The following is a 21,480-nucleotide window of genomic DNA, read 5'->3' on the forward strand; positions in this document are numbered from 1 at the left end:
CTCCACAGCGCACCACCACACAGCGCACCACAGACGAAGAAAAACGCACTATGACTACCCCCGAGAATAAATCCGAGAACAAAGCCGCTGAGCGCCATACCGAGCGAGGCGCCACCCCTGCCGTGGCGACCTCGCCCTTCGCGCGCTCCGTCGCATCCCTGAAAGAAGCCATCAGCTACGGTGAAGGACGAGTCCCCGAAACCGTCCTGCTTGACGCCGCCGAAACCCTCGAACGCCTCAGTCAGCGCCGCGAACTCTCCACCGAACACACCGTCATCGGCTTCTTCGGCGCGACCGGCAGCGGCAAATCCACGCTCTTCAACGCCATCGCCGGGCAGAATATTGCCCTCTCCGCCCCCACGCGCCCGACCACCTCCACCGTGCAGGCGGCTATCTGGGAGGCAGAAGGCAGCGAAGAACTGCTCGACTGGCTCGGCATTGACAAGCGCGTCTACCCGCAAACTCAGGCGCTCACCGCCGAAGGAGACGCAGCCGGGGGAGCGGCGGCACCCAACGCCGTCACCGAGCCGGCACCCGGACTCTTCAACCGCATCCGCCGTGCAGTAGGCGGACGCGGCGAAATGCGCACCCGCACCGGCGGCCTCATCCTGCTGGACATGCCCGACTTCGACTCGGTTACCACCACCAACCGTGACCTCGCCGCCCGCATGATGCGCTACGTGGACGTACTCGTCTGGGTTGTCGACCCCCAAAAGTACGCCGATGCCGTCATCCACCGCGACTTCATGGTGCCGCTTGCCGCATCCGGCGCGCAGGCGCTCTGCGTGCTCAACCAGGCGGACAAACTTGCACCCGCCGAGGTACCCGCAGTGCTCGCATCCCTCACCCGCCTGCTCCAGGCTGAGGGCACCGAAGCGCACCTGCTCGCCGCACCCATCGCCGTCTCCGCGCGAACCGGTGAGGGTGTCGACGTGCTGCGCGACCTGCTCGCCCAAGTAGCCGCCGCCAAGAGCCTGTCCCTGCAGCGAACCGACGCGCAGCTGCACGCCACCGCCTCCCAGCTGCGCACCTACGCCGGGGGAGAGGGGACTGTACTCGCCGGAGCCTACGCCCTCGAAGCGGAGCAGAAGCTCGTGCAGGCGTGCTACACCTCCAGCCAGGCTGAGCAGGTTTTGCAGGCGGCAACCGCCTCCTACCGCCGCGCCGCGGGACAGCACACCGGCTGGATCCTCACCCGCTGGATGAGCCGTCTGAAAGCTGACCCCCTGCGCCGCCTGCACCTGGGGCAGCAGGACGAAACGAAGAGCGCGTCTAAGGCGGAGAAGTCCTCGGGCATGCTCGGCTCCGATAGCGAGAACGCACCCGAGCTGGTGGCATCCTCGCTACCTCCGCTGAGCGCCGCGCAGAAGGCAGGCATGGCAAACGCTGTACGCCAATACAGCAAGCAGATGGCGGCCCGCATCGACGAGCCATGGAAACGTAGCATGAAGGAAGCCGCCCTCTCCCGCGAGGCGGAGCTACCCGAACTGCTTGAACGGGACATGATGCGCATCGACTACGGTCTGGATCGCACCCGCGCCCCCTGGGTCATCTTCAACGCCCTGCAGTGGATTGCGCTACTGAGCGCCCTGGTAGGTGTCGGCTGGCTGACCCTCATCTCCGGCATGGCGTACCTGCAGATTCAACTGCCGCCCGCGCCGACTCCCGAAGGCTCCCCGGTACCCCTGCCGACCCTGCTTCTGCTGCTGGGCATACTCCTCGGCATCGCCTCGGCGGGTGTGGGCAGGTTGCTTACCGCCATGGGCTCACGCTACTACGCACGTAAACTGCGGGGTCGCCTGCAGACCGGCGTTGAGAAGGCGGTACAGTCCTGCGTGGTCGCCCCGGTGCAGCTGGAAGCTAAGCGCCTCAACTCCTACCGTAAAGCCCTGGACATTTAGCGGCATATCATCTGAAAACCGCATAAAAGAATCCCTCCCCACCTCAATGAGGCGGGGAGGGATTCTTTTCGTGAAAACTATCTATAACGGAGCCTTAGCTTTCCTCAACATCCGAGGCTGAGTGAGAAGTAGAAAGCTCACGCAGACCGTTTGTAATCGCCTGAGCAGCCTTGACGACCAGCTCGGGGTAGTTGCGGTTCGGCTGGCGGGTCATACGATCAATCGGACCCGAGATAGAGACAGCCGCAATCACCTTGCCACCGGGAGCGCGCACCGGAGCGGAGACCGAGGCGGTACCGCGCTCGCGCTCGCCCACGGACTGCGCCCAGCCGATGCGGCGCACAGCCGCGAGCATGGCGGCGCTGAAGTGCGCATCGCGCAGGCCTTCAACAATGCGGTTCTGGTCTTCCCATGCGAGCAGCACCTGGGCGGCGGAACCAGCCTGCATGGACAGCTGGGTGCCCACCGGGATGGATTCGTGCATGCCGGAGGGGCGTGCCGCGGTCGCAACGCACACGCGCCAGTCGCCCTGGCGGCGGTACAGCTGGGTGGACTCGTCAGCTTCGAGGCTGAGCTTCTGCAGAATCGGGTCGGCCACGGTGATGAGCTCATCAGAAATGGTGGCGGAGGCGAGTTCGGTCAGACGGGGGCCGAGCATGAAGCGTCCCTGCACGTCGCGGGCTACGAGGCGGTGATGTGCCAGTGCCACGGCGAGGCGGTGCGCGGTGGGGCGCGCCAGACCGGTTGCCTTGACGAGGTCACCCAGAGATACGGGTCCTGCCTCGAGGCAATCAAGAATGAGGGTCGCCTTGTCGAGCACGCCAACGCCGGAGGAGCCGTGGGAGTTTACCTCTACCATCTGCTCGTCGGCGGCCATGTGTTCGGGCGGCTTGACGGGGTCGACAATCGGTGCGTTGTGGTATGTGGATGCGTTGGGGTGACGCATTCCGTGTGCGTTAAAACGTGAAGCGGAAGGAGTCATTCTTATATTCTATCTCAGAATATGAAAGATACCCCGGACTTCGTGGACTCTTTCGGGTGCACAGCTGAAGATGGAATCACCCCCTACGGGATAAATTATGAGTTTTTCATAATAAGTGTTTATGTGTGTTTATGGGTGAAAATGTGTGAAAAAGCCGCAGGAAAATGCGCGCAATCCCGCAAAATTACCCTGGAGTCATAGAGTAAACCCACATAAAAACACTCGCTAGTTCGGGGTGTTTCTAGGCCGTCTCACAGGCTAAGAATCCGTGAAAAAATATGCGACACGCCGCAGGGAAATACCGATTTGAGGGTCCCATCGGGTACATAATCCGCCCCTTAACTCCGCAAACTTGCGGCACGCACCACACCGAACGCATCCACCGTAGGAACGCATCAAGCAGGAGAAAGCATGACTAGCGAACAGAACGCAACCACCGCGGGCACCCGTCCGCGCACCCTGGCAGAAAAAGTCTGGGACGCACACGTCGTCGTCCCCGGCGAAAACGGCAAGCCCGACCTGCTCTACATCGACCTGCAGCTACTGCACGAAGTGACCTCCCCCCAGGCATTCGAAGGCCTGCGCATCGAGAACCGCCCCCTGCGCCGCCTCGACCTGACCATCGCCACCGAGGACCACAACACCCCCACCGACAACATCTTCGGCACCATCGCCGACCTGACCAGCCGCACCCAGATCGAGACCCTGCGCCGCAACGCTGCAGAGTTCGGCGTGCGCATCCACTCCCTCGGCGACCAGGAACAGGGCATCGTACACGTGGTCGGCCCGCAGCTGGGTCTGACCATGCCCGGCATGACCATCGTCTGCGGCGATTCCCACACTTCCACCCACGGTGCGTTCGGCGCTCTCGCGTTCGGCATCGGCACCTCCGAGGTGGAGCACGTCATGGCCACCCAGACCCTGCCCCTGGCACGCTTCAAGACCATGGCCATCAACGTTGAAGGCACTCTCAAGCCCGGCGTGACCGCTAAGGACATCATCCTCGCCGTCATCGCGCAGATTGGCACCGGCGGCGGTCAGGGCTACGTGCTCGAGTACCGCGGCTCCGCAATCCGCTCCCTTTCCATGGAGGGCCGCATGACCATGTGCAACATGTCCATTGAGGCGGGCGCACGCGCCGGCATGGTCGCACCCGACGAGACCACCTTCGAGTACATCAAGGGCCGCCAGCACGCACCCAAGGGCGAAGAGTGGGACAAGGCAGTCGAGTACTGGAAGAGCCTGCCCACCGACGAAGGCGCCGTCTTCGACAAGGAAATCTTCATCAACGCTGACGAGCTCGAGCCCTTCGTCACCTGGGGCACTAACCCCGGTCAGGGTGTTCCGCTGAGCCACGCCGTTCCCTCCCCGGACGACTTCGAGGATGAGAACGACAAGGTCGCAGCAGAACGCGCCCTCGAATACATGGGCCTGAAGGCAGGCACCCCCATGAAGGACATCCCCGTGGACGTCGTCTTCCTGGGCTCCTGCACCAACTCCCGCATCGAGGACCTGCGCGCCGCAGCAGACATCGTGCGCGGCCACACCATCGCCGAGAACGTACGCATGATGGTCGTGCCCGGCTCCCAGAAGGTCCGCGCACAGGCAGAAGCAGAAGGCCTGGACAAGGTCTTCAAGGACTTCGGTGCCGACTGGCGCTTCGCCGGATGCTCCATGTGCCTGGGCATGAACCCCGACCAGCTGGCACCCGGTGAGCGTTGCGCCTCCACCTCGAACCGTAACTTTGAGGGCCGCCAGGGTAAGGGTGGCCGCACCCACCTGGTCTCCCCGGTGGTTGCCGCCGCAACCGCTGTGCGCGGTACCCTGTCCGCCCCGTCCGACGTCGTGGCCTAGCACGCCGCTATAGCTAAGGAGCCATTATGGAACCCATTATTAAGCACACCGGCATTGGCGTGCCGCTGCGTTCTTCGAATGTTGACACCGACCAGATCATTCCCGCCGTCTACCTCAAGCGAGTGACCAAGACCGGCTTCGACGATGCCCTCTTCGCTAACTGGCGCAAGGACCCCGAGTTCATCCTGAACCAGGAGCCCTACAAGCACGGTAGCGTGCTGGTGGCGGGCCCGGACTTCGGTACCGGTTCTTCCCGTGAGCACGCCGTGTGGGCGCTGCGCGACTACGGTTTCAAGGTTGTTATTTCTGCTCGTTTTGCCGATATTTTCCGCGGCAACTCGGGTAAGCAGGGCCTGGTCACCGCGCAGGTTGCACAGGACGATATTGAGTTGATTTGGAAGGCGCTGGAGCACGAGCCCGGCACCGAAATCACCGTTGACCTGGAGTCCAAGACCGTAACCGTGGGCGCGCTGGTTGTTCCCTTCGAGATTGACGACTATGTGCGTTGGCGCCTCATGGAGGGCCTGGACGACATTGGTCTGACTCTGCAGAACCTCGAGGCTATTGAGGCGTACGAGGCGAAGCGCCCCTCCTGGATGCCCCGCACCCAGGAGCTCTAAAACCTAGAGATATAAAGCTCGAAGGTGGCGACTGAATCAGTCGCCGCCTTCGAGCTTTTCTGCATCCGAACCTCGGCACCCAAAACCTCTGGGCACGCATATAAATTGGCACACATATAAATGCGCCTCCCCGGAGCATCAGCTTCCGGGGAGGCACATTTATTTTCAATACCTAGAGCTTAGGCGCCCTCAGTGATGGGGGTGTTCAGGGTTGCGTTCTCGGTGCAGCTGTACAGCGCCGCCGAACCGGGGGAGCGCACGCCCGCGGTCGGGTTGGCGTTCTGCGCGGTGGCAAGAGCGAAGTCAGAAACCACCTCGTGGTTAATGTAGCTGCCGCCTGCACCGCCGCCGCTGCTCAGAGAGCTGAGCGAGTAGATGTTTCCTTCGCTCTCGAACTGCACCTGACGGCCGAAAACGCTCTCGTAGTACGCGCCGACGGTCCAGATGTTCAGGCCTGCGCCGCCGCCGCCGTAGCCGGCGCCTCCGCCGGAAGCAACGGTGGTGAGGGAGAGCTTGGCGTAGGTGTGGGAGAGCAGAGCGCCGGAGCCGCCCTTACCGCGGTAGGAGCCGGTAGCATCCGCACCGCCGGTGCCCTTCTCCTTCTCACTCACAGAGTCGCCCTCGTAGCGGTAGTAGCGCGGGAAGCTGTACGAATCGAACCAGGGCTCGGACATAGGCAGGAGCTTCAGCTCGTTGTTCTCGTCGAGGACGCCGATCAATGCCTCACCGAGGGTACCCGCGACGCCGGAGCGACCAGCGGTACCGCCGGTGACCATGAGGCGCATGTCGAGGGTCTTGTCGTCCTCGTCGAGGGGCATGAATTCCTGGTAGGGGCTTGCCACGAGCATGCCGCCCTGACCGGTGTTGTCGGTGCCCAGGTCGCCGCCTGCGCTGCCGCCTGCGGTGGTGGATGCGTCGCGGCTGTCCAGTGCCACGCGCAGTGCCGGGTTCAGCTGATCCTTGGGCTGGGTGTCGAAGAGGCTCTGGTGGGTGGTGAGGGTTCCCAGCTGTGCGCCGCCGCCACCTGCACCCGCAACGGCTACGACGGTGACTGCACCGTCACGGACCAGCTCGACCGCGGAGGAACCGCCGCCGGATGCACCGTACACGTAGCCGCTGTCAGTACCCACTACCTGCGCTGCGCCGGTTGCGGTGCTGGAGCCGGTGGAGTCGCCGCCCGCTGCGTAGCCTTCGCCGCCGAGTGCGGGCTTCGCGCCGGACGCCGAACCGACACCGCCGTTACCTGCCCAGACGCGCAGGATATCGCCGGATTTGACCGCCAGAACGCCGCTGAGCTGCGCGCCGGCACCGCCGCCAGCCAGGGATGCGTTCGTGACGTCGGTCAGGTAGCTGGGGGTGAAGGAAGAAGCAGCACCGCCGGCACCTCCCACGAGGTCGAAGCGGACTCGTCCAACGCCTTCGGGAACGAGCCATTCGGTGTATGCACCAGCCTTGTCGTCGAAGCCGGTTGCGGTCGGCTTGAGGGTCAGGGCGGGGGAGCAGGTGGGCTCGCCGCTTGCCGCCCATGCAGGGACGGTTGCGCTGGCGATGATAACGGGGGCGCTCCATGCCGCACCCTGTACGAGGCGGCGGCGTGAAATGCGTGATGCAGTGTTGTGATGTGTCATATTGGGTCCTCCGGTTGTTTCGCGGATGCAGCCGCGAAATAACCTGTGGTTGGTTGCGATGTGCCCTGGTTTTTAGTTGACTTTCGAATATTTACGGTGATGTTGAGGTGAATTTTTGAAGTTGAAGTGAAGCAGGAAGCCGAACCGTTGTGGTTGGGCGTCATCGCAGGGTTTATGCAGTGAATACACGCCCGTTCCCTGCCGTGAGGCTCCGTACTGCATGGAGTAACGGCAATGCCGGCGCCAATGCCGCAGTGTAGAGCCGATTGGCTCCTCGGTGAGAGTGGAGGCGCCGTTCAGTGGGCACGAGTGTGCACGTTATTGTAGGGGTGAGGTTACTCTCAAGTTCAAATTCGTGCGTCAAAAAGACGAAACTGGCGTCAAATTTCGGTGAAGAACCAGAAAATGTTTGCATTAGTGTGAATGTTTGTGTATCTTTTTGTTTTTTCTAGCTCTGAATCTGGAGGGGGTCAGAGCGGTTTATCACACATACAACAGAGCAAAATCCCAGTCACGAGTTCCAAAGGCTCTTCGGTGTTTGGAGCACCTTTACGCAGGGCTTAGAATAATGATGAATATATGCGCCCGTTTCGCCCTGCTACCGGCAGAGGGCACGGCACGTATGAGCGTATGAGAACGCGGCGCATCGGCACACTGTTAAAGTTCGGCCTAAACCAGCCGACTCCACAAAGGATTTTTAATGACTGAGAACATCAGCAAGCTTCGCATTGAAGGTGGCACTCCGCTCGTTGGTGAGGTCCACGTTCGAGGCGCCAAGAACCTGGTGCCCAAGGCGATGGTCGCAGCACTGCACGGTTCGACCCCCTCGACCCTGCGTAACGTCCCTGACCTGAGCGATGTCGAAATCGTTACCACCCTCGTGGAGCTGCACGGCGCAAAGGTCGACTACGACCGCGAAGCTGGTGTTCTGACCCTCAACCCCGCACAGGATGCAACCACCGCTGCAAAGAACGCAGAGGAGATTCAGCTCTTCGGCGGTAACTCTCGTATCCCGATTCTGATGGTGGGCCCGCTGCTGCACACCCTCGGTACCGCACGCATCCCCAACCTGGGTGGCTGCAAGATCGGTGACCGCCCCATCGACTACCATATGTCTGCACTGCGCAAGTTCGGCGCAGTCGTTGAGAAGGACGACGAAACCGGCACCACCCTGATCGTTCCCGAAGAGGGTCTGAAGGGTGCAGAGATTGTGCTGAACTACCCCTCCGTGGGCGCTACCGAGCAGGTTCTGCTCACCGGTGTGCGTGCTAAGGGTAAGACCGTCCTGCGCAACGCAGCGATTGAGCCCGAAATTATTGACCTGATTGCTGTTCTGCAGAAGATGGGTGCCATCATCTTCATTAACGAGGACCGCACCATCGTCATTGAGGGCGTGGACGAGCTGACTGGCTACGATCACGCGTCCCTGCCCGACCGCAACGAGTCCGCTTCCTGGGCTTCTGCAGCTCTGGCTACCGGCGGCGACATTTTCGTTCGCGGTGCAGCTCAGAAGGATATGACCGCGTTCCTGAACCAGTTCCGCAAGATGGGTGGCCTGTACGAGGTGACCGCTGACGGTATCCGCTTCACCCACCCGGCTCAGCGCACCCCCGGTGCTCAGCTGAAGCCCATCGTCTTTGAGACCAACGTGCACCCCGGCTTCATGACCGACTGGCAACAGCCCCTCGTTGTGGCGCTGACCCAGGCTAAGGGCGCGTCCATTGTGCACGAGACCGTGTACGAGGAGCGTTTCGGCTTCACCAACGCGCTGAAGCAGATGGGTGCAGATATTGTCGTCATGCGTGACTGCGTGGGCGGCGCACCCTGCCGTTTCGAGGGTAAGGGCTACGGCCACTCCGCTATTATTTCTGGCCCCACCCCGCTGACCGGCGCCGACATTGAGGTTCCGGATCTGCGCGGCGGCTTCTCCCACATCATTGCTGCTCTGACTGCTAAGGGCACCTCTCACGTGAGCGGCGTTGAGCTGATTGCTCGCGGCTACGAGAACTTCGAGGAGAAGCTCAAGGGCCTGGGTGCCAACTTTGAGGTGCTGGCACGCAAGGCGTCGAAGGCTCCCAAGCCCGATGCGGCAATCGTCGTTGTTGAGCCCGAGGAAGTTGAGGTTCAGGACTAGTGAGCGGACAGCAGGGAAAGCAGGCTCTGCCTGAGATTGAGCCCACCGCCTCCGGCGATGCTCTGTACAAGGTGCTCGGTAACGCTGTGCGCGGGCTGTACATGCTCATCGCACGCGTTGAGATTGCCGGCCGTGAGAACCTGCCCAAGAGCGGCGGGTACATTATCGTGGCTAACCACACCACCGAGCTTGACCCGGTGACCGTGGCTTTCCCTGCTTTCGTTGAGGGCGCCCTGCCGCGCTTCTTGGCGAAGGATTCGCTCTTCCGTGCACCCGTGCTCGGCTACATTATGCGCAAGCTCGCGCATATTCCCGTGATTCGCGGTTCGGTGGATGCGCGTAAGTCCCTGATTACTGCCCGCAAGATTGTTGAGGCTGGCGGTGCCGTCATAATTTTCCCGGAGGGCACCACCACCCACGATCCGCAACTGTGGCCCATGCAGGCGCGTACCGGTGCGGCTCGTCTGGCTCTTGCGACCGGCGCGCCCGTCTTCCCGGTGGCGCACTGGGGGGATGAGCAGATTCTCGGTTACGTGGATGAGCCTGGCGAGGACGGCCGCATCAAGGAGAAGCGTAAGATTTCGCTGTTCCCGCGCAAGACCGTCCGCGTGAAGGTTGGCAAGGCACTGGATATTGCCTCCCTCGTTGAGGATGCCAGCCCCGATGCTAAGCACACCCGCACCGAACTGGGCGTGGTCACCGACGCCATGCTGGATGCTATTACCGCCGAGCTGGAGCAAATCCGCGGCGAGAAGGCTCCTGAGGGTCGTTGGAACCCGCGCACTAAGCGTCGTGAAGCCCCCGGCACCCCCTCCGGTCCGGTCGGTGGCGCACTCGGCGAACCGGACGAAAAGTAGTATTCCCGCTGGGAATCATATGAGAGCCACCGATAGGTGCCCGACCGGGCGCCTTCGGTGGCTCACCCAAGGACCTCACAAGGAAGATGGTGTTTTCGTGACCTTCTTTGGACGCACCCCCGCAGCAAGCCCTGAATTTACCCCTCCGGCAACCGTACAGTCTATTGCGGTGCTGGGTGCCGGTAGCTGGGGCACCGCTTTCGCTAAGATCGCGGCGGATGCTGCCCGTGAGCGTGGAGATGACACTCGTGTGACCCTCATTGGTCGTGATGAGCAGGTGATGGCTGAGTGCGAGCGCACCCGCGAGAACGCCCGCTATTTTCCGGGAATGAAGCTGCCGGACAACATGCACTTCACGGCGGATGCCCCCGCGGCGCTGACCGGCGCCGATATCGTGGTTCTTGCCCTGCCTGCGCAGGTTCTGCGTTCGCAGTTGCAGAGCTTCGCCCGCTATATTGAGCCGAACGCCATGCTGGTGTCTTTGGCGAAGGGCCTGGAGACCGGTACGGGTCTGCGCATGTCGCAGGTCATTACCGAGGAGCTGGAAGAGGCTATGGCTCTGCGCGGTGCTGATGTGCGCGCGATCGGTCATATTCCGCACCGCGTGTGCGTGCTCTCGGGCCCGAACCTGGCGAAGGAAATCATGGGGGAGGAGCCTACCGCCTCCGTGGTTGCGGCTCGTACCCTGCCGGTGGCTGAGTCTGTTGCTCACGCGATTGCGTGCGCGTACTTCCGCCCGTACACCAACACGGATGTGGTGGGTACCGAAATTGGCGGCCTGGTGAAGAACGTGATTGCGCTTTGCGTGGGTATTTGCGAGGGCCGTAATTACGGCGATAATTCGAAGGCGTCCATTATGACGCGCGGCCTGGCGGAGATTACCCGCCTGGCGGTGGCGTTGGGCGGCGAGGCTGCGACCATGAGCGGTCTTGCTGGCATGGGCGACTTGATTGCGACCTGCTCTTCGCCGCTGTCTCGTAACCACACGGCGGGCCGCCTGCTGGCTCAGGGTGTTACCCCTGACCGTCTGCACGAGCACATGAGCCAGACTGCCGAGTCGATTAAGTCGGCGCCGGTGGTGGCTGAGTTGGCTCGTCGTCACGGCGTGGAGATGCCCATTGTTGAGGCTGTGGTGGCTGTGCTTTCGGGCCGTATTGGCATTGAGGAGTTGGCGCCTCAGCTGCTGGGTCGCCGCCTCAAGCACGAGAGCCACTAAGGTTAAAGCTTTCTGGTGTGCTGGTAACCCCTGATTAGTGGTGTGTGCCAGGACATACTAGAAGAAGATTGAATGTAAACATCCGAGGACGGATACCGTTGCGGAAGACCGGTGCGTGAGAAACGCATCAGTGACCGCGACGGTATTCGTGCGTTAGGATTATTGACGCATTGCCGTTCCACCTTCCGGACCTGAGGGTAGGGGAACATTGACTAGGAGAAATATATGACCGAGAAGAAGACCGTCGCCCTGCTGTGCGGTGGCCGCTCCTCCGAGCACCCCATTTCGCTCATTACCGCCGCTGGCGTGCTGAGCGCCATTGACCGCACCGCCTACGAGGTCATCACTATCGGCATTACCCGTGACGGCCGCTGGTATCTGACTGACGAGCAGGAGCTCGCCGACCTGACTGCTGGCACTCGCGGTACCGCAGAGTTCCCCGAGGGTACCCAGCAGGTGTTCCTGCCGATGGGTGCCGGCGATTCCCGCCTGACCCTGGTGGATGCTGAGGGTAACGTTACCCGCACCGCACCGGTGGACGTTGTGTTCCCGCTGCTGCACGGCCCCTTCGGTGAGGACGGCACCGTGCAGGGCCTGCTGGAAATGGCTGACCTGCACTATGTGGGTTGCGGTGTGACCGCATCCGCTGTGGGTATGGATAAGCACTTCATGAAGGTTGCTTTCGAGTCTGCTGGCCTGGAGGTTGGCCCCTACGAGGTCATCACCAACCGCCAGTGGGAGCACGAGGACCGCGAGCAGATTCTGGAGCGCGTGCTGAAGCTGGGCTTCCCCATGTTCGTGAAGCCGACCCGCGCAGGTTCTTCCTTCGGTATTACCAAGGTGGATTCGGTGGAGGAGCTCGTGCCCGCGATTGAAGAGGCACGCCGCCACGACCCGAAGATCATTATTGAGGCCGGTATTGTGGGCCGCGAAATCGAGTGTGCTGTGCTCGATGGCCACCACGGCGAGATGCCCCGTGCATCCTACCCCGGCGAGATTGAGGTTGTGGATGAGGACCACGGCTTCTACGACTTTGAGGCGAAGTATGTTTCTGAGTCGTCCGCTGTGACCGTGTGCCCGGCGAACCTGCCGCAGGATGTGCAGAATCGTCTGCGTGAGCTGGCTGTGAAGGCGTTCCTGGCGCTGGATGGTGAGGGTCTGTCTCGTGCGGACTTCTTCTACACCGAGGATGGCCGCCTGGTCATCAACGAGGTGAACACCATGCCCGGCTTCACCCCGATTTCGATGTACAAGACCATGTGGGAGAACACCGGTATCTCTTACACTGATCTGATTAGCGAGCTGCTGACCCTGGCGATGGAACGCCCCCTGGGTCTGCGCTAGTTTTTAGAGAGTGCATAAGTTTTGAGTGGGCTAAATTCTTTAGTTGGCGCTCAGCGTGTGAATATTTAACGGTGGGGGAGTGCCCCTGCTGTAAGGCGCCTCGGTGCGGATTCTTGAGAGTCTGTACCGGGGCACTTTTTTGCGCGGCGGGCAAGTTCAGTCTGTGCGGGAGGGGTAATTGGTACGTATTAGCCTCTAAATCTTGATGAGAATCGCTCGAATTTCACCCATGAGAAAAATCACTAACACTCGCCTCGAGGCTGCTTGGATAGTGGAGTGCAAGTTTTAAAGTGGTATTGATAAGGCAAAACGTAATCCTGCTCATAAGTGCATGAAATGATGCTTCTAGGTAACGAAAAGATGTTGTTGATGGTCGTTGCACATCTTGAAGCTCAAAGATTGGTATGAAAGCGCTAAAATGAGTAATGAAGAAAAAGTCGATTCGGTAGAATAGATGAAGGCATATCCAATCTGCCCTAGCGATTGGGTATCTATTCACTCACAACGTATTAGAAAGTCAAGGACAACCTTTGGGAAAACGAAACCGTAAGGTGGTCTCTGCGAGTCTGGCGACAGCACTGGTTGCTTCCGGAAGTCCATACGTAGCCTCATTTGCTCAAGATGTGCAGGAGGCAGCGTCACAGCTTCCGCCGAACCCTGTCGGCACCGCAAGCCAAACCCTGGACCCCGCCGCGGCCGCGGCATCTTCCTCTCAGGCGGCAGTACCCACGCTCGCAACCGTGAGCGCATGGCCCACCGCTCAGGGGGACAATAAGACTGACAAAGCGCAGGCAGAGCCCACCGCTCAGCCTAGCGCTTCTTCGAGTGCTCAGCCCACCGCTAGCGCCGAGCCCTCCGCGAGTGCTACCCCCACTCATGATGCCGTGCCCAGCCCGGATGCGACACCTACTCCGGGTGCTACTGTGCAACCCACTGCCGAGCCCACCGCTTCTGCTAGTGCTACCGCAACCCCGAGTGCTACGGCGAGTCCTAGCGTAGAGCCCTCTAAGGATGCGACCGCTGAACCTACCGCTACGCCGACCGTAGCTCCTAGCGCAAGTGCCGAACCGAGTGTTGCTCCTACTGCAACTCCGACGGCTGAGCCGACTGTAGCTCCGACTGCGGAGCCTACGGTCCAGCCGACGGCAGAACCTACTGTTGCTCCCACTCCGGAACCGACCGTTGCGCCTACTGTGGAGCCCACCGCGGAACCCACCAAGGATCCGATTCCTGAGCCTACGGTAGAGCCCACCCCTGAACCTACTCCCGAGCCGACGAAGGATGTAACTCCCGAGCCGACCCCGGAGCCTACTCAGGATCCGACTCCGGAACCTACTCCCGAACCGACCCCCGAACCGAATCCGGAGCCTACCCCTGAACCTACTCCCGAGCCGACGAAGGACGTAACTCCCGAACCGACCCCGGAGCCGACCCAGGACCCCGCTCCGGAACCGAATCCGGTGCCCGCTCCTGAACCGACCAAGGACGTAACTCCCGAGCCGACTCAGGAACCGACTGAGGCACCCACCCAGGATCCTTCTCAGGTTCCGGTAGTCCCGGCCCCGGTTCAGGATCCGACTCAGGAGCCCTCCAAGGAAGCTAAGCAGGAGCCGACTAACGAGCCGACCAAGGATGCGGTCATCCCCGTGATTCCGGTAGCTCCCGTAGCTCCGGTAGAGGATAACAAGGACAGCTCGGACTCCAAGTCGGTTACCCCGATTGAGACCGAACCTGTTGCTCCGATTCCTCCGGCGAACAACCCGGTGACCACCCCCGGCACCCGTAAGGAAATCTCTGGGGAAGATGTCGTCATCTCCATTGAGCTTCCGCGACCGGGCAGCTCCTCTGACTCCTCAAGTTCCTCTTCGGGATCTTCGAGCTCTTCACCGAGCAAGGCACCGAGCGACAGGCTTGATGGCGAGGATGACGATCCGTTGCGTTCTGGCGGCACCACCCTCGGACGAATCGCAGCCAATAACGGCTCGAATGACTCCATCCCGGGTGCGGCTGACTGGGTTGCTGGATACCTCTCGCGCAATAAGACAGAGGAGGACCACTCCCACGAGGCAAGCCCCTCGAACTCCTCAAGCTCGGTATCGGCTTCGAAGTCGCCTAGCTCCTCCTCCACCTCGGCTAGCGCCAGCCGCTCCGCAAAGAGCGTGGCAAAGGCTGACGGCGCGAATGCCGCCCAGGAGCAGGCCGTGAAGAATGCGGACGCGGACGATTCCGGACTTTCCGGTATTGCACCGCTGATTCTCTTCTCGCTCATCGGTCTGGTGCTGATTGCTCTGGCAATCCGCTACTTCAGCCGCGGAGCATAAGGCGAACATAACGCGTAAGAATACGCGATAATAGAGGATGTGAATCCTCAGACTTTTAGCGAAACGCGGGACAACCCCATGCGAGAGACACCTCTCTCAAAGCTAGGGGAGTCCCGCGTTCTGCGCGCTTTCATGCCGATTATCAACGCCCACAACGAGCAGGTTGCCGCAGCGGCACGCCAGGCGGGGCGCATCGAACCCCTCGAGGTGGGTCCCGGTGACGACTGTGCCGTCCTCGCCGCGCCCGCGCCCGGTCAGCGTACCGTGGTCACCACCGACACCCTCGTCGAGGACCAGGACTTCATGAACCTGTGGCCCGGCGGTATCGCACAGACGAGTGAAGCCGGTGAGTTCATTCTGGAACCCGCCCGCAGTAGCGGCTACGATGTGGGGCGCAAAGCCGCGACCCAGAACCTCGCCGACGTTGCCGCCATGGGGGCACGCCCGGCGAGCCTCTTCATCTCCCTGAGCCTGCCCGGCAGCACCCCCTATGGTTGGATTGACGGCTTCGCCCACGGCATTGTGGACGGAATCAACGCCTGCGGAGCCACCGAATGTGTGATTGGCGGCGGCGATATTGGCGACTCCACCGAAATGTCGGTGACTGTGACCGCCCTCGGCTACACGGATCGCGCCGTGCTGCGCTCCGGCGCACGCCCCGGCGACACTATCGCCCTGGCGGGACGTACCGCCTGGTCCGATGCCGGTCTGCGCCTGCTGCTCAACCCGCTCTCCCTGCCCGCCACGGCACTACTGCGTGCCATTGCTGCAGGTCAGGATGCTGAGGCGGCGCTGGGCGCGGTGAGTCGGGCGTGGGCTCAAAAGCAGGCTGAGAAGCAGGCTGAAGGTACTGGCGCTCTTCCTGGTGGCGTTCTTCCCGAGGGTCTCATCGAGCTTGCCCGCACCCTCACCCCCGAAGAGGCCGCGCACATGATTGCGGTCTGCGAGCGCGCCGTCGACTCGCAGCACCACCCGGTCAGCCCCATCCCCGCCGGTGAAGTGGCACGCCAGCATAGGGCAAGCTCCATGCTGGATCTTTCCGACGGACTCGTCAAGGACGCTGGGCGAGTTGCTGCCGCCTCCGGGGTGCAGATGCGCCTCGACCGTGCCGCCGTGGGTGCGTTCGCCGAGCCGCTGCTACCGTTGGCGCGCCTGCTGCTGGCGATTGGTGAACGTAACGAGGCGGGGGAGAGCCCCGCATCCCTGGCGCGCACCTTCGTGCTGGTTGGCGGGGAAGACCACGGTCTGCTGGCGACCTTCCCCGGTGAGGTGCCCGAAGAGTTCGTGCCCCTGGGCACCTGCGTTGCGGACGCCCCGGAGCGCGGTCTGAGTGCTGAGCTCTACGGTGCCGAGCGCCGCCATGATACGGTAACCGGCGCGGCGGTCGTGATGGACGGCCGCTCCCTGGACGGCATGGGCTGGGAACACTACGGAGCTTCCGCGTAGGAGCTTGATTGAGTGCCGTGAGGTGTTTTCACCCCGCGGGATAGACGACGGGCAATACCGTACATTTAACCGAAATTGCCTAGAATAGAAGTACGAAATAGGCTGGATTCTGTCCGTGCCGCGGGCACCGAGAAATCAGCCGGGAACTAGTTGAGAAATCAGCCGAGAACCGCGCGAAACCGACGAAACTTACAAGGAGGGTAGCGTGAACGCAGAACAGAACCAGCGCACCGAAGAGCGCGAGATTTACCGCCGCGCCTGCGTGTGTGCCTACCGCTTCGGCGTAGCGTGGTCCACCGCCGCCCGCACCACCATCGAACGCTACCGCGAGGCGCTCAACGAACTCAACGGGTTCCCCGTGCCCGATAAGGACACCGGCTCCAATATCGCCCACACCCTGCTGACCCTGACCGAAGAGTTTGAGCGGGGCATGGAGCAGGTTCTGCCCGGTGAAATTCTTTCTAGTGAGGTTCTTCCCGCGGGCGAAATTCTTGGCGGGGAGGGCACCTCTGACGAGGAAACCCTCGCCCACCTGTGGATTCAACTGGGTGGCATCTATGAGCACGCGATTATGCGCGCATCCCGCGTGGCACGCGGCAACTCGGGTACCCTGCTTTGTGCCTGGGCGCTGGAGGCGGTGCGCAGCTACTGGTTCCTGCCCGGAAACCTCGCGCAGGAGCTCGGCAACACGGGCGATGAGCTGCCGCTCGTGCGTGCCCTGGAGGCAGACTACGAGCGTGTGCTGGCTGGCGGTTCCCTGCCGAAGCACCGCGAAGTGAAGCTGGAGTACGCCCATGCGGAGGCGCGCGCGATGGCGTTCGCGGCTGAGCGTATTCGCGCCAGTGTGGGGGAGCAGATGGTGCCCTCCACGATGCTGTCGGTCATGGTGGAGCTCGCCCGCCTGGACGCACACTATGATGCATCGCAGGACGCAGAAGCTGCTGACGAGGTGCTGAAAGAGCGTCGACGTGCGCTGATGCGTGCCGCTCTGGAACGTACCGCGCAGTTCCCGCCCTCACCCGAGCTTGCAGGTTTCGTGGATGCTGGCGCGCTCGGCTTCTACCTTGCCGTGGTGCACTCCAACCCGCGTTGGGAGGGCGCGATCCTGAACGAGGCGCAGGTGGAGTCCATGCTGCGTGCGCCCTCTGCCGGTGTGGCTTCTGCGGTAGGTTCTGAACCTGCCGAGCACGCAGAAGGTGAGGGGCAGAGTGGCTGGGAGCTCATGGGTACGCTGACCTGCGAGCCCCTCGCCCTGGCGCAGTTGCGCCCCGAACTTGAAGCCATGGGTGACAGTCTGCTCATTACGCCCCTGGACATGGCGGCTGGACTCTGGGCGCTGCACGTGCATGTGCCCGACATCGACCCCGCCCGCGAGCTGATTATGGGCTACGGGCAGTGGGCGGATGAGCGTATTTCCTCCCTGACGGATGGCCACCACGCCGACCACGCGTGCGGTGCGGAGGGCGGCGTATGAGCCCCGCCCGACGTTCCGTGAACCCACAGCAGGAAGCCCTGGATTTGGGGCTTCCCGAGCCTGCGCCCGCTAAGACTAAACCTGCGAAGGCCGAGGCAGCGCAGGGTGAACCCGCAGAGTCAACGGCTGTCGAGCCTACCCGCGCTCAGCGGGGGAAAAAAGCTACGCTTCTACTGAGCGATGAGCAGCTCCGCACCACCGCCGAGCTGACCGTGCGTGATCTTGCCGCCTACGCCCGCGGCGAGGTGAGCCGCGCCGAACTGAGCGAACGCGCGGCACAGCGCGCCAGCGCACCCTACCGTAAGGCGCTCAAGACGCTCAAACATTCGCTGGGCCCCGCCGCGCACACCATGACCGACGACGCTCTCTACGAGCTGGTCGATATTGCGTTGGCGGCGCGGCAGGCAACTCAGGCGGAGGAGCCCGCACGGAAGAAGGCAACCCGCAAGGCACCCGCTCAGAAGAAGACGGTTCAGAAGGCACCTGCCCAGAAAGAACTAGTTCAGAACGAACCGAGCCCGCAGGAGAGTGAAACTGCCGCGCGGGATATTCCGGCGCGCCCGCAAAAGGTAACGAAGGCAAGCGAAGAGGTCGAGCAGGAGCCTGCGCCGAAGAAGAGTGCGCCCGAGGCAGAAGCTGAAAAGTCCGCGACCAAAAAGTCTGCACCCAAAAAGGCTGTAGCGAAGAAGACTGTGCCCGCAGAGAAAGCTCCTGCTTCCAAAACCTCGACATCGAGAACCCCGGCATCGAAAACTGCTACGCCGAAAACCCCCTCCAAGAAGGCAACGCCTGCGCAAAAAACTACGCCGAAGAAAGCTCCCGCCCAGAAAGCTCCTGCGAAGAAGGCCGCTACCAAGAAGGTTGCGGCTGAGAAGCCCGCTGCAGCCTCCGCATCTGCAGCCGCGGAGGCTAAAAGCCGTGCCCTGGCGCGCTACGCCTCCGAAGACCGCATCGAAAATGCGCCGCTCAAAAAGTACCTGCCCGCACCCAGCGCCAAGGCAATCTCCGCGCACCTTGACCTGCACACCGTCGGGGAAATGCTCGAGTACTTCCCGCGCAAATACCTGCCGCGCGGCGAGCTCAGCTCCTTCGCCGAACTCGTTGAGGGTCAGGACGTCACCATCATCGCCCGCGTGGTGCACGTGAGCACCCGAACCATGGCGGCACGCCGCGGCAAAATCACGGAAGTGACCATCACCGACCGGCTCGCCGACGCCACCGGGCAGGACGCACCCGCCGGTTTTGGTGCCGCTGGTTTTGGTGCTGGCGGTCCCGTATCCGTGGTGCCCGGGCGCGCTAACCGCCCCGGTTCCTCTGCTGCGCCCGCTCAGAGTTGGCAGGCAACCGGGATGCACAACCCGCGCATCAACGCGCTCGCTAACACTCGCCCGAACGCCACCCAGAACCCCGCCGCGCAGATTCCCACCGCCCCGAACCCCACCCAGGGCAGGGGAGCACAACCCGCCTCCTACAGCGGCTACGCAGACAGCTACGGCCAGGATTCGTTCGGCCAGGATAGCTTCGCGCAGGGAGGCCTCTTTGGCGTGCCCGCACCCAGCCCGAGCACGAATCCCGGTGCGGGCGCGCTCATCGGCTCGCAGATGAAGCTCTCCTTCTTCAACGCCTGGACCGCCGCCCGCGAAATCCACGAGGGCGAAACCATGATGTTCTCGGGCAGGGTCGGCATCTACCGCGGCGAATACACCCTCACCAACCCGCACTACGCCCTGCTCTCGAAGGACGCTTCCGGCGCGGACGTCACCGACGCCGCCACCGCCCCCGTGCCCGTCTATCGCGCCCCCGTGAAGCTACCCACCGACCGCATCAGCGGCTACATGGCGCAGCTGCTCGAAAAGGTGCCGCTCAAAGAACTCGAAGACCCGGTACCCTACACAATTCGTCGCGCCCGCAAGGTGCCCTCGCTGGAGTGGACGTACCGTGCCCTGCACACCCCCGACTCGGAGGACACCTGGCGTGCCGCGCAGGCACAGATGCGTTACCGCGAGGCATTCGTGCTGCAGAGCGCGCTCGCCCGCCTGCATTCGGTACGTGCCGCGCACTTGACTCAGCCGCGCCCCGCCGTGGAGGGCGGCCTCGCCGATCGGCTGCTTCAGGTTCTGCCCTACGAGCTGACTGAGGGGCAGCAGAAGGTGGGCGCTGAGATTGCCGCGGATTTGTCGAGTGAATCGCCCATGAACCGCCTGCTGCAAGGTGATGTGGGTTCCGGTAAGACCGTGGTGGCTCTGCGCGCCATGCTGCAGGTTGCCGATGCGGGCGGCCAGTCCGCGATGCTCGCCCCGACCGAGGTGCTTGCCGAGCAGCATTTGCGTTCGGTGCTGGACATTCTGGGGGATATGGCGGCGCCCGAAGACTTTGACGATTCAGCCGCCGGTTCCGCCGAGGGAATCCCCGCGGGGAGCGGGGAGGAACCCCGCCGTGTGCGTGTGCGCCTGCTGACCGCCTCCATGGGTACCCGCGCCAAGCGCAAGGTACTGCAGGAACTCGCCGACGGCACCGCCCAGATTGTGATTGGCACCCACGCCCTGCTTTCCGATGAGGTGAGCTTCCACGATTTGGGTCTGGTCGTCGTGGACGAGCAGCACCGCTTCGGCGTGGAGCAGCGCGACAGCCTGCGCGGCACCGACGGCGCCCTGCCGCACCGCCTGGTCATGACCGCAACGCCCATTCCGCGTACCGTCGCCATGACCGTGTTCGGTGACCTGGACGTTTCCGTGCTCGACACACTGCCCGCCGGCCGCCAGAAAATCTCAACGCACGTGGTGCCCCTCGCCGAGAAGCCCGCCTGGGCATCCCGGCTGTGGAGGCGCGCCCGCGAAGAAATCGACGCGGGCCACCAGGTGTACGTTGTCGTACCCAAAATCGGGGAGGACGGCGATAGCCTGGAGGAGGGCGCCGCGTTCTTTGGCGCATCCAGCCTCAACGGTGCTGGCGCGGGCAGTACTGCCCAGGGCTATTTCGGTCAGGGCGGTAGCGCCAGCAGCGACGGCAAGGTTCAGCTGACCTCGGTCGCCTCAATGTACTCCTACCTGAGCGCTGAGGACGCGCTCGTCGGCGTGCGTATCGGCACCCTGCACGGCCGCATGGACCCGGCGGAGAAGACCGCCGTCATGACCGCTTTCGAGCGCGGAGAAATTGACCTGCTCATCAGCACCACCGTCATTGAGGTGGGCGTGAATGTCCCGAACGCCACGCTCATGATTATCATGGACGCCGACCGTTTCGGCATCTCGGGCCTGCACCAGCTGCGCGGTCGTGTGGGCCGCGGCGGCTACGCGGGCACCTGTCTGCTGGTTACACGCCAGGAGGAGGGCGGCGTGTCCCGCGAGCGTCTGGATGCGGTCGCCTCCACCACGGACGGCTTTGAGCTTTCCCGCATCGACCTGGCGCAGCGCCGTGAGGGTGATATTCTGGGTGCTGCACAATCAGGCTCGAAGAGCACCCTGCGGTTCTTGCGGGCGCTCGCCGATGCCGACATTATTGAGCGTGCCCGCGAGGATGCCCGCTCGGTGGTGGAGAAGGACCCGACGCTGGCTAAGCATCCGTCTTTGGCGCGTACGATTGACCGTGCCCTGGACGCTGACCGTGAGGCGTTCCTCGGTAGGGGATAGGCGCCCGATAGGGGAGAAGACCCGCCCCTTGAACTGCCCGCGCACAAAAACAACTGCAACACACCGCACTAGCT

General features: G+C 62.7%; 13 protein-coding genes. 11 read left to right on the forward strand and 2 right to left on the reverse strand.

The window, feature by feature from the left end; all coding sequences use genetic code 11:
* Positions 1-50 precede the first annotated feature (50 nt).
* Positions 51-1,901, forward strand: a complete 1,851-nt coding sequence (locus LPB405_RS08100; protein WP_219101158.1) for a GTPase — start codon at positions 51-53, stop codon at positions 1,899-1,901.
* Between the two features lie 94 nt (positions 1,902-1,995).
* Here the strand turns inward: LPB405_RS08100 and LPB405_RS08105 are convergent, their stop codons facing one another.
* Positions 1,996-2,883, reverse strand: a complete 888-nt coding sequence (locus tag LPB405_RS08105; RefSeq protein ID WP_374021073.1) for an IclR family transcriptional regulator — start codon at positions 2,881-2,883, stop codon at positions 1,996-1,998.
* Between the two features lie 411 nt (positions 2,884-3,294).
* Here LPB405_RS08105 and leuC point away from each other — a divergent pair, with 411 nt between their 5' ends.
* On the forward strand, positions 3,295-4,737 hold the full coding sequence (gene leuC / locus LPB405_RS08110) for a 3-isopropylmalate dehydratase large subunit (RefSeq protein ID WP_219101160.1): 1,443 nt from the start codon (positions 3,295-3,297) through the stop codon (positions 4,735-4,737).
* A 26-nt stretch (positions 4,738-4,763) separates the two neighbouring features.
* On the forward strand, positions 4,764-5,357 hold the full coding sequence (leuD, locus tag LPB405_RS08115; RefSeq protein WP_005505627.1) for a 3-isopropylmalate dehydratase small subunit: 594 nt from the start codon (positions 4,764-4,766) through the stop codon (positions 5,355-5,357).
* Positions 5,358-5,536: 179 nt separating this feature from the next.
* Here leuD and LPB405_RS08120 read toward each other — a convergent pair whose 3' ends face one another.
* Positions 5,537-6,985 (reverse strand): transcriptional initiation protein Tat, encoded by a 1,449-nt coding sequence (locus LPB405_RS08120; RefSeq protein WP_219101162.1) that lies wholly within the window; start codon positions 6,983-6,985, stop codon positions 5,537-5,539.
* A 700-nt stretch (positions 6,986-7,685) separates the two neighbouring features.
* Between LPB405_RS08120 and murA the strand changes: the two genes are divergently transcribed.
* The 8 genes from murA (at position 7,686) to LPB405_RS08160 (ending at position 21,406) form a co-directional block, all read left to right on the forward strand.
* Positions 7,686-9,119 (forward strand): UDP-N-acetylglucosamine 1-carboxyvinyltransferase, encoded by a 1,434-nt coding sequence (murA, locus tag LPB405_RS08125; RefSeq protein ID WP_219101164.1) that lies wholly within the window; start codon positions 7,686-7,688, stop codon positions 9,117-9,119.
* The gene (locus LPB405_RS08130; RefSeq protein ID WP_219101166.1) at positions 9,119-9,976 is read left to right on the forward strand and encodes a lysophospholipid acyltransferase family protein; all 858 of its coding nucleotides are present in this window, start codon (positions 9,119-9,121) and stop codon (positions 9,974-9,976) included. Before murA ends, LPB405_RS08130 begins: the two co-directional genes overlap by 1 nt.
* A 97-nt stretch (positions 9,977-10,073) precedes the next feature.
* Complete coding sequence (locus LPB405_RS08135; protein ID WP_219101168.1) at positions 10,074-11,192, forward strand: NAD(P)H-dependent glycerol-3-phosphate dehydrogenase; 1,119 nt, start codon at positions 10,074-10,076, stop codon at positions 11,190-11,192.
* A gap of 225 nt (positions 11,193-11,417) precedes the next feature.
* A complete protein-coding gene (locus LPB405_RS08140) occupies positions 11,418-12,536 on the forward strand; it encodes a D-alanine--D-alanine ligase family protein (protein ID WP_219101170.1) in 1,119 nt (372 codons plus the stop codon).
* Positions 12,537-13,159: 623 nt separating this feature from the next.
* Positions 13,160-14,857, forward strand: a complete 1,698-nt coding sequence (locus LPB405_RS08145) for a hypothetical protein (RefSeq protein WP_257604905.1) — start codon at positions 13,160-13,162, stop codon at positions 14,855-14,857.
* Between the two features lie 78 nt (positions 14,858-14,935).
* Complete coding sequence (locus tag LPB405_RS08150; RefSeq protein ID WP_219101174.1) at positions 14,936-16,303, forward strand: thiamine-phosphate kinase; 1,368 nt, start codon at positions 14,936-14,938, stop codon at positions 16,301-16,303.
* Positions 16,304-16,508: 205 nt separating this feature from the next.
* Complete coding sequence (locus tag LPB405_RS08155) at positions 16,509-17,777, forward strand: Dak phosphatase (RefSeq protein ID WP_219101176.1); 1,269 nt, start codon at positions 16,509-16,511, stop codon at positions 17,775-17,777.
* A complete protein-coding gene (locus LPB405_RS08160; protein WP_219101178.1) occupies positions 17,774-21,406 on the forward strand; it encodes an ATP-dependent DNA helicase RecG in 3,633 nt (1,210 codons plus the stop codon). The genes LPB405_RS08155 and LPB405_RS08160 overlap by 4 nt, the downstream gene beginning before the upstream one ends.
* Positions 21,407-21,480 lie beyond the last annotated feature (74 nt).

Origin of the sequence: Rothia mucilaginosa (genome assembly GCF_019334805.1) — a bacterium.
Lineage (GTDB): Bacteria > Actinomycetota > Actinomycetes > Actinomycetales > Micrococcaceae > Rothia > Rothia mucilaginosa_C.

Coding starts and splice junctions, on each gene's coding strand:
- LPB405_RS08100 (WP_219101158.1), top strand. CDS start 51: ATGACTACCCCCGAGAATAAATCCGAGAACAAAGCCGCTGAGCGCCAT.
- LPB405_RS08105 (WP_374021073.1), bottom strand. CDS start 2,883: ATGACTCCTTCCGCTTCACGTTTTAACGCACACGGAATGCGTCACCCC.
- leuC (WP_219101160.1), top strand. CDS start 3,295: ATGACTAGCGAACAGAACGCAACCACCGCGGGCACCCGTCCGCGCACC.
- leuD (WP_005505627.1), top strand. CDS start 4,764: ATGGAACCCATTATTAAGCACACCGGCATTGGCGTGCCGCTGCGTTCT.
- LPB405_RS08120 (WP_219101162.1), bottom strand. CDS start 6,985: ATGACACATCACAACACTGCATCACGCATTTCACGCCGCCGCCTCGTA.
- murA (WP_219101164.1), top strand. CDS start 7,686: ATGACTGAGAACATCAGCAAGCTTCGCATTGAAGGTGGCACTCCGCTC.
- LPB405_RS08140 (WP_219101170.1), top strand. CDS start 11,418: ATGACCGAGAAGAAGACCGTCGCCCTGCTGTGCGGTGGCCGCTCCTCC.
- LPB405_RS08150 (WP_219101174.1), top strand. CDS start 14,936: ATGCGAGAGACACCTCTCTCAAAGCTAGGGGAGTCCCGCGTTCTGCGC.
- LPB405_RS08160 (WP_219101178.1), top strand. CDS start 17,774: ATGAGCCCCGCCCGACGTTCCGTGAACCCACAGCAGGAAGCCCTGGAT.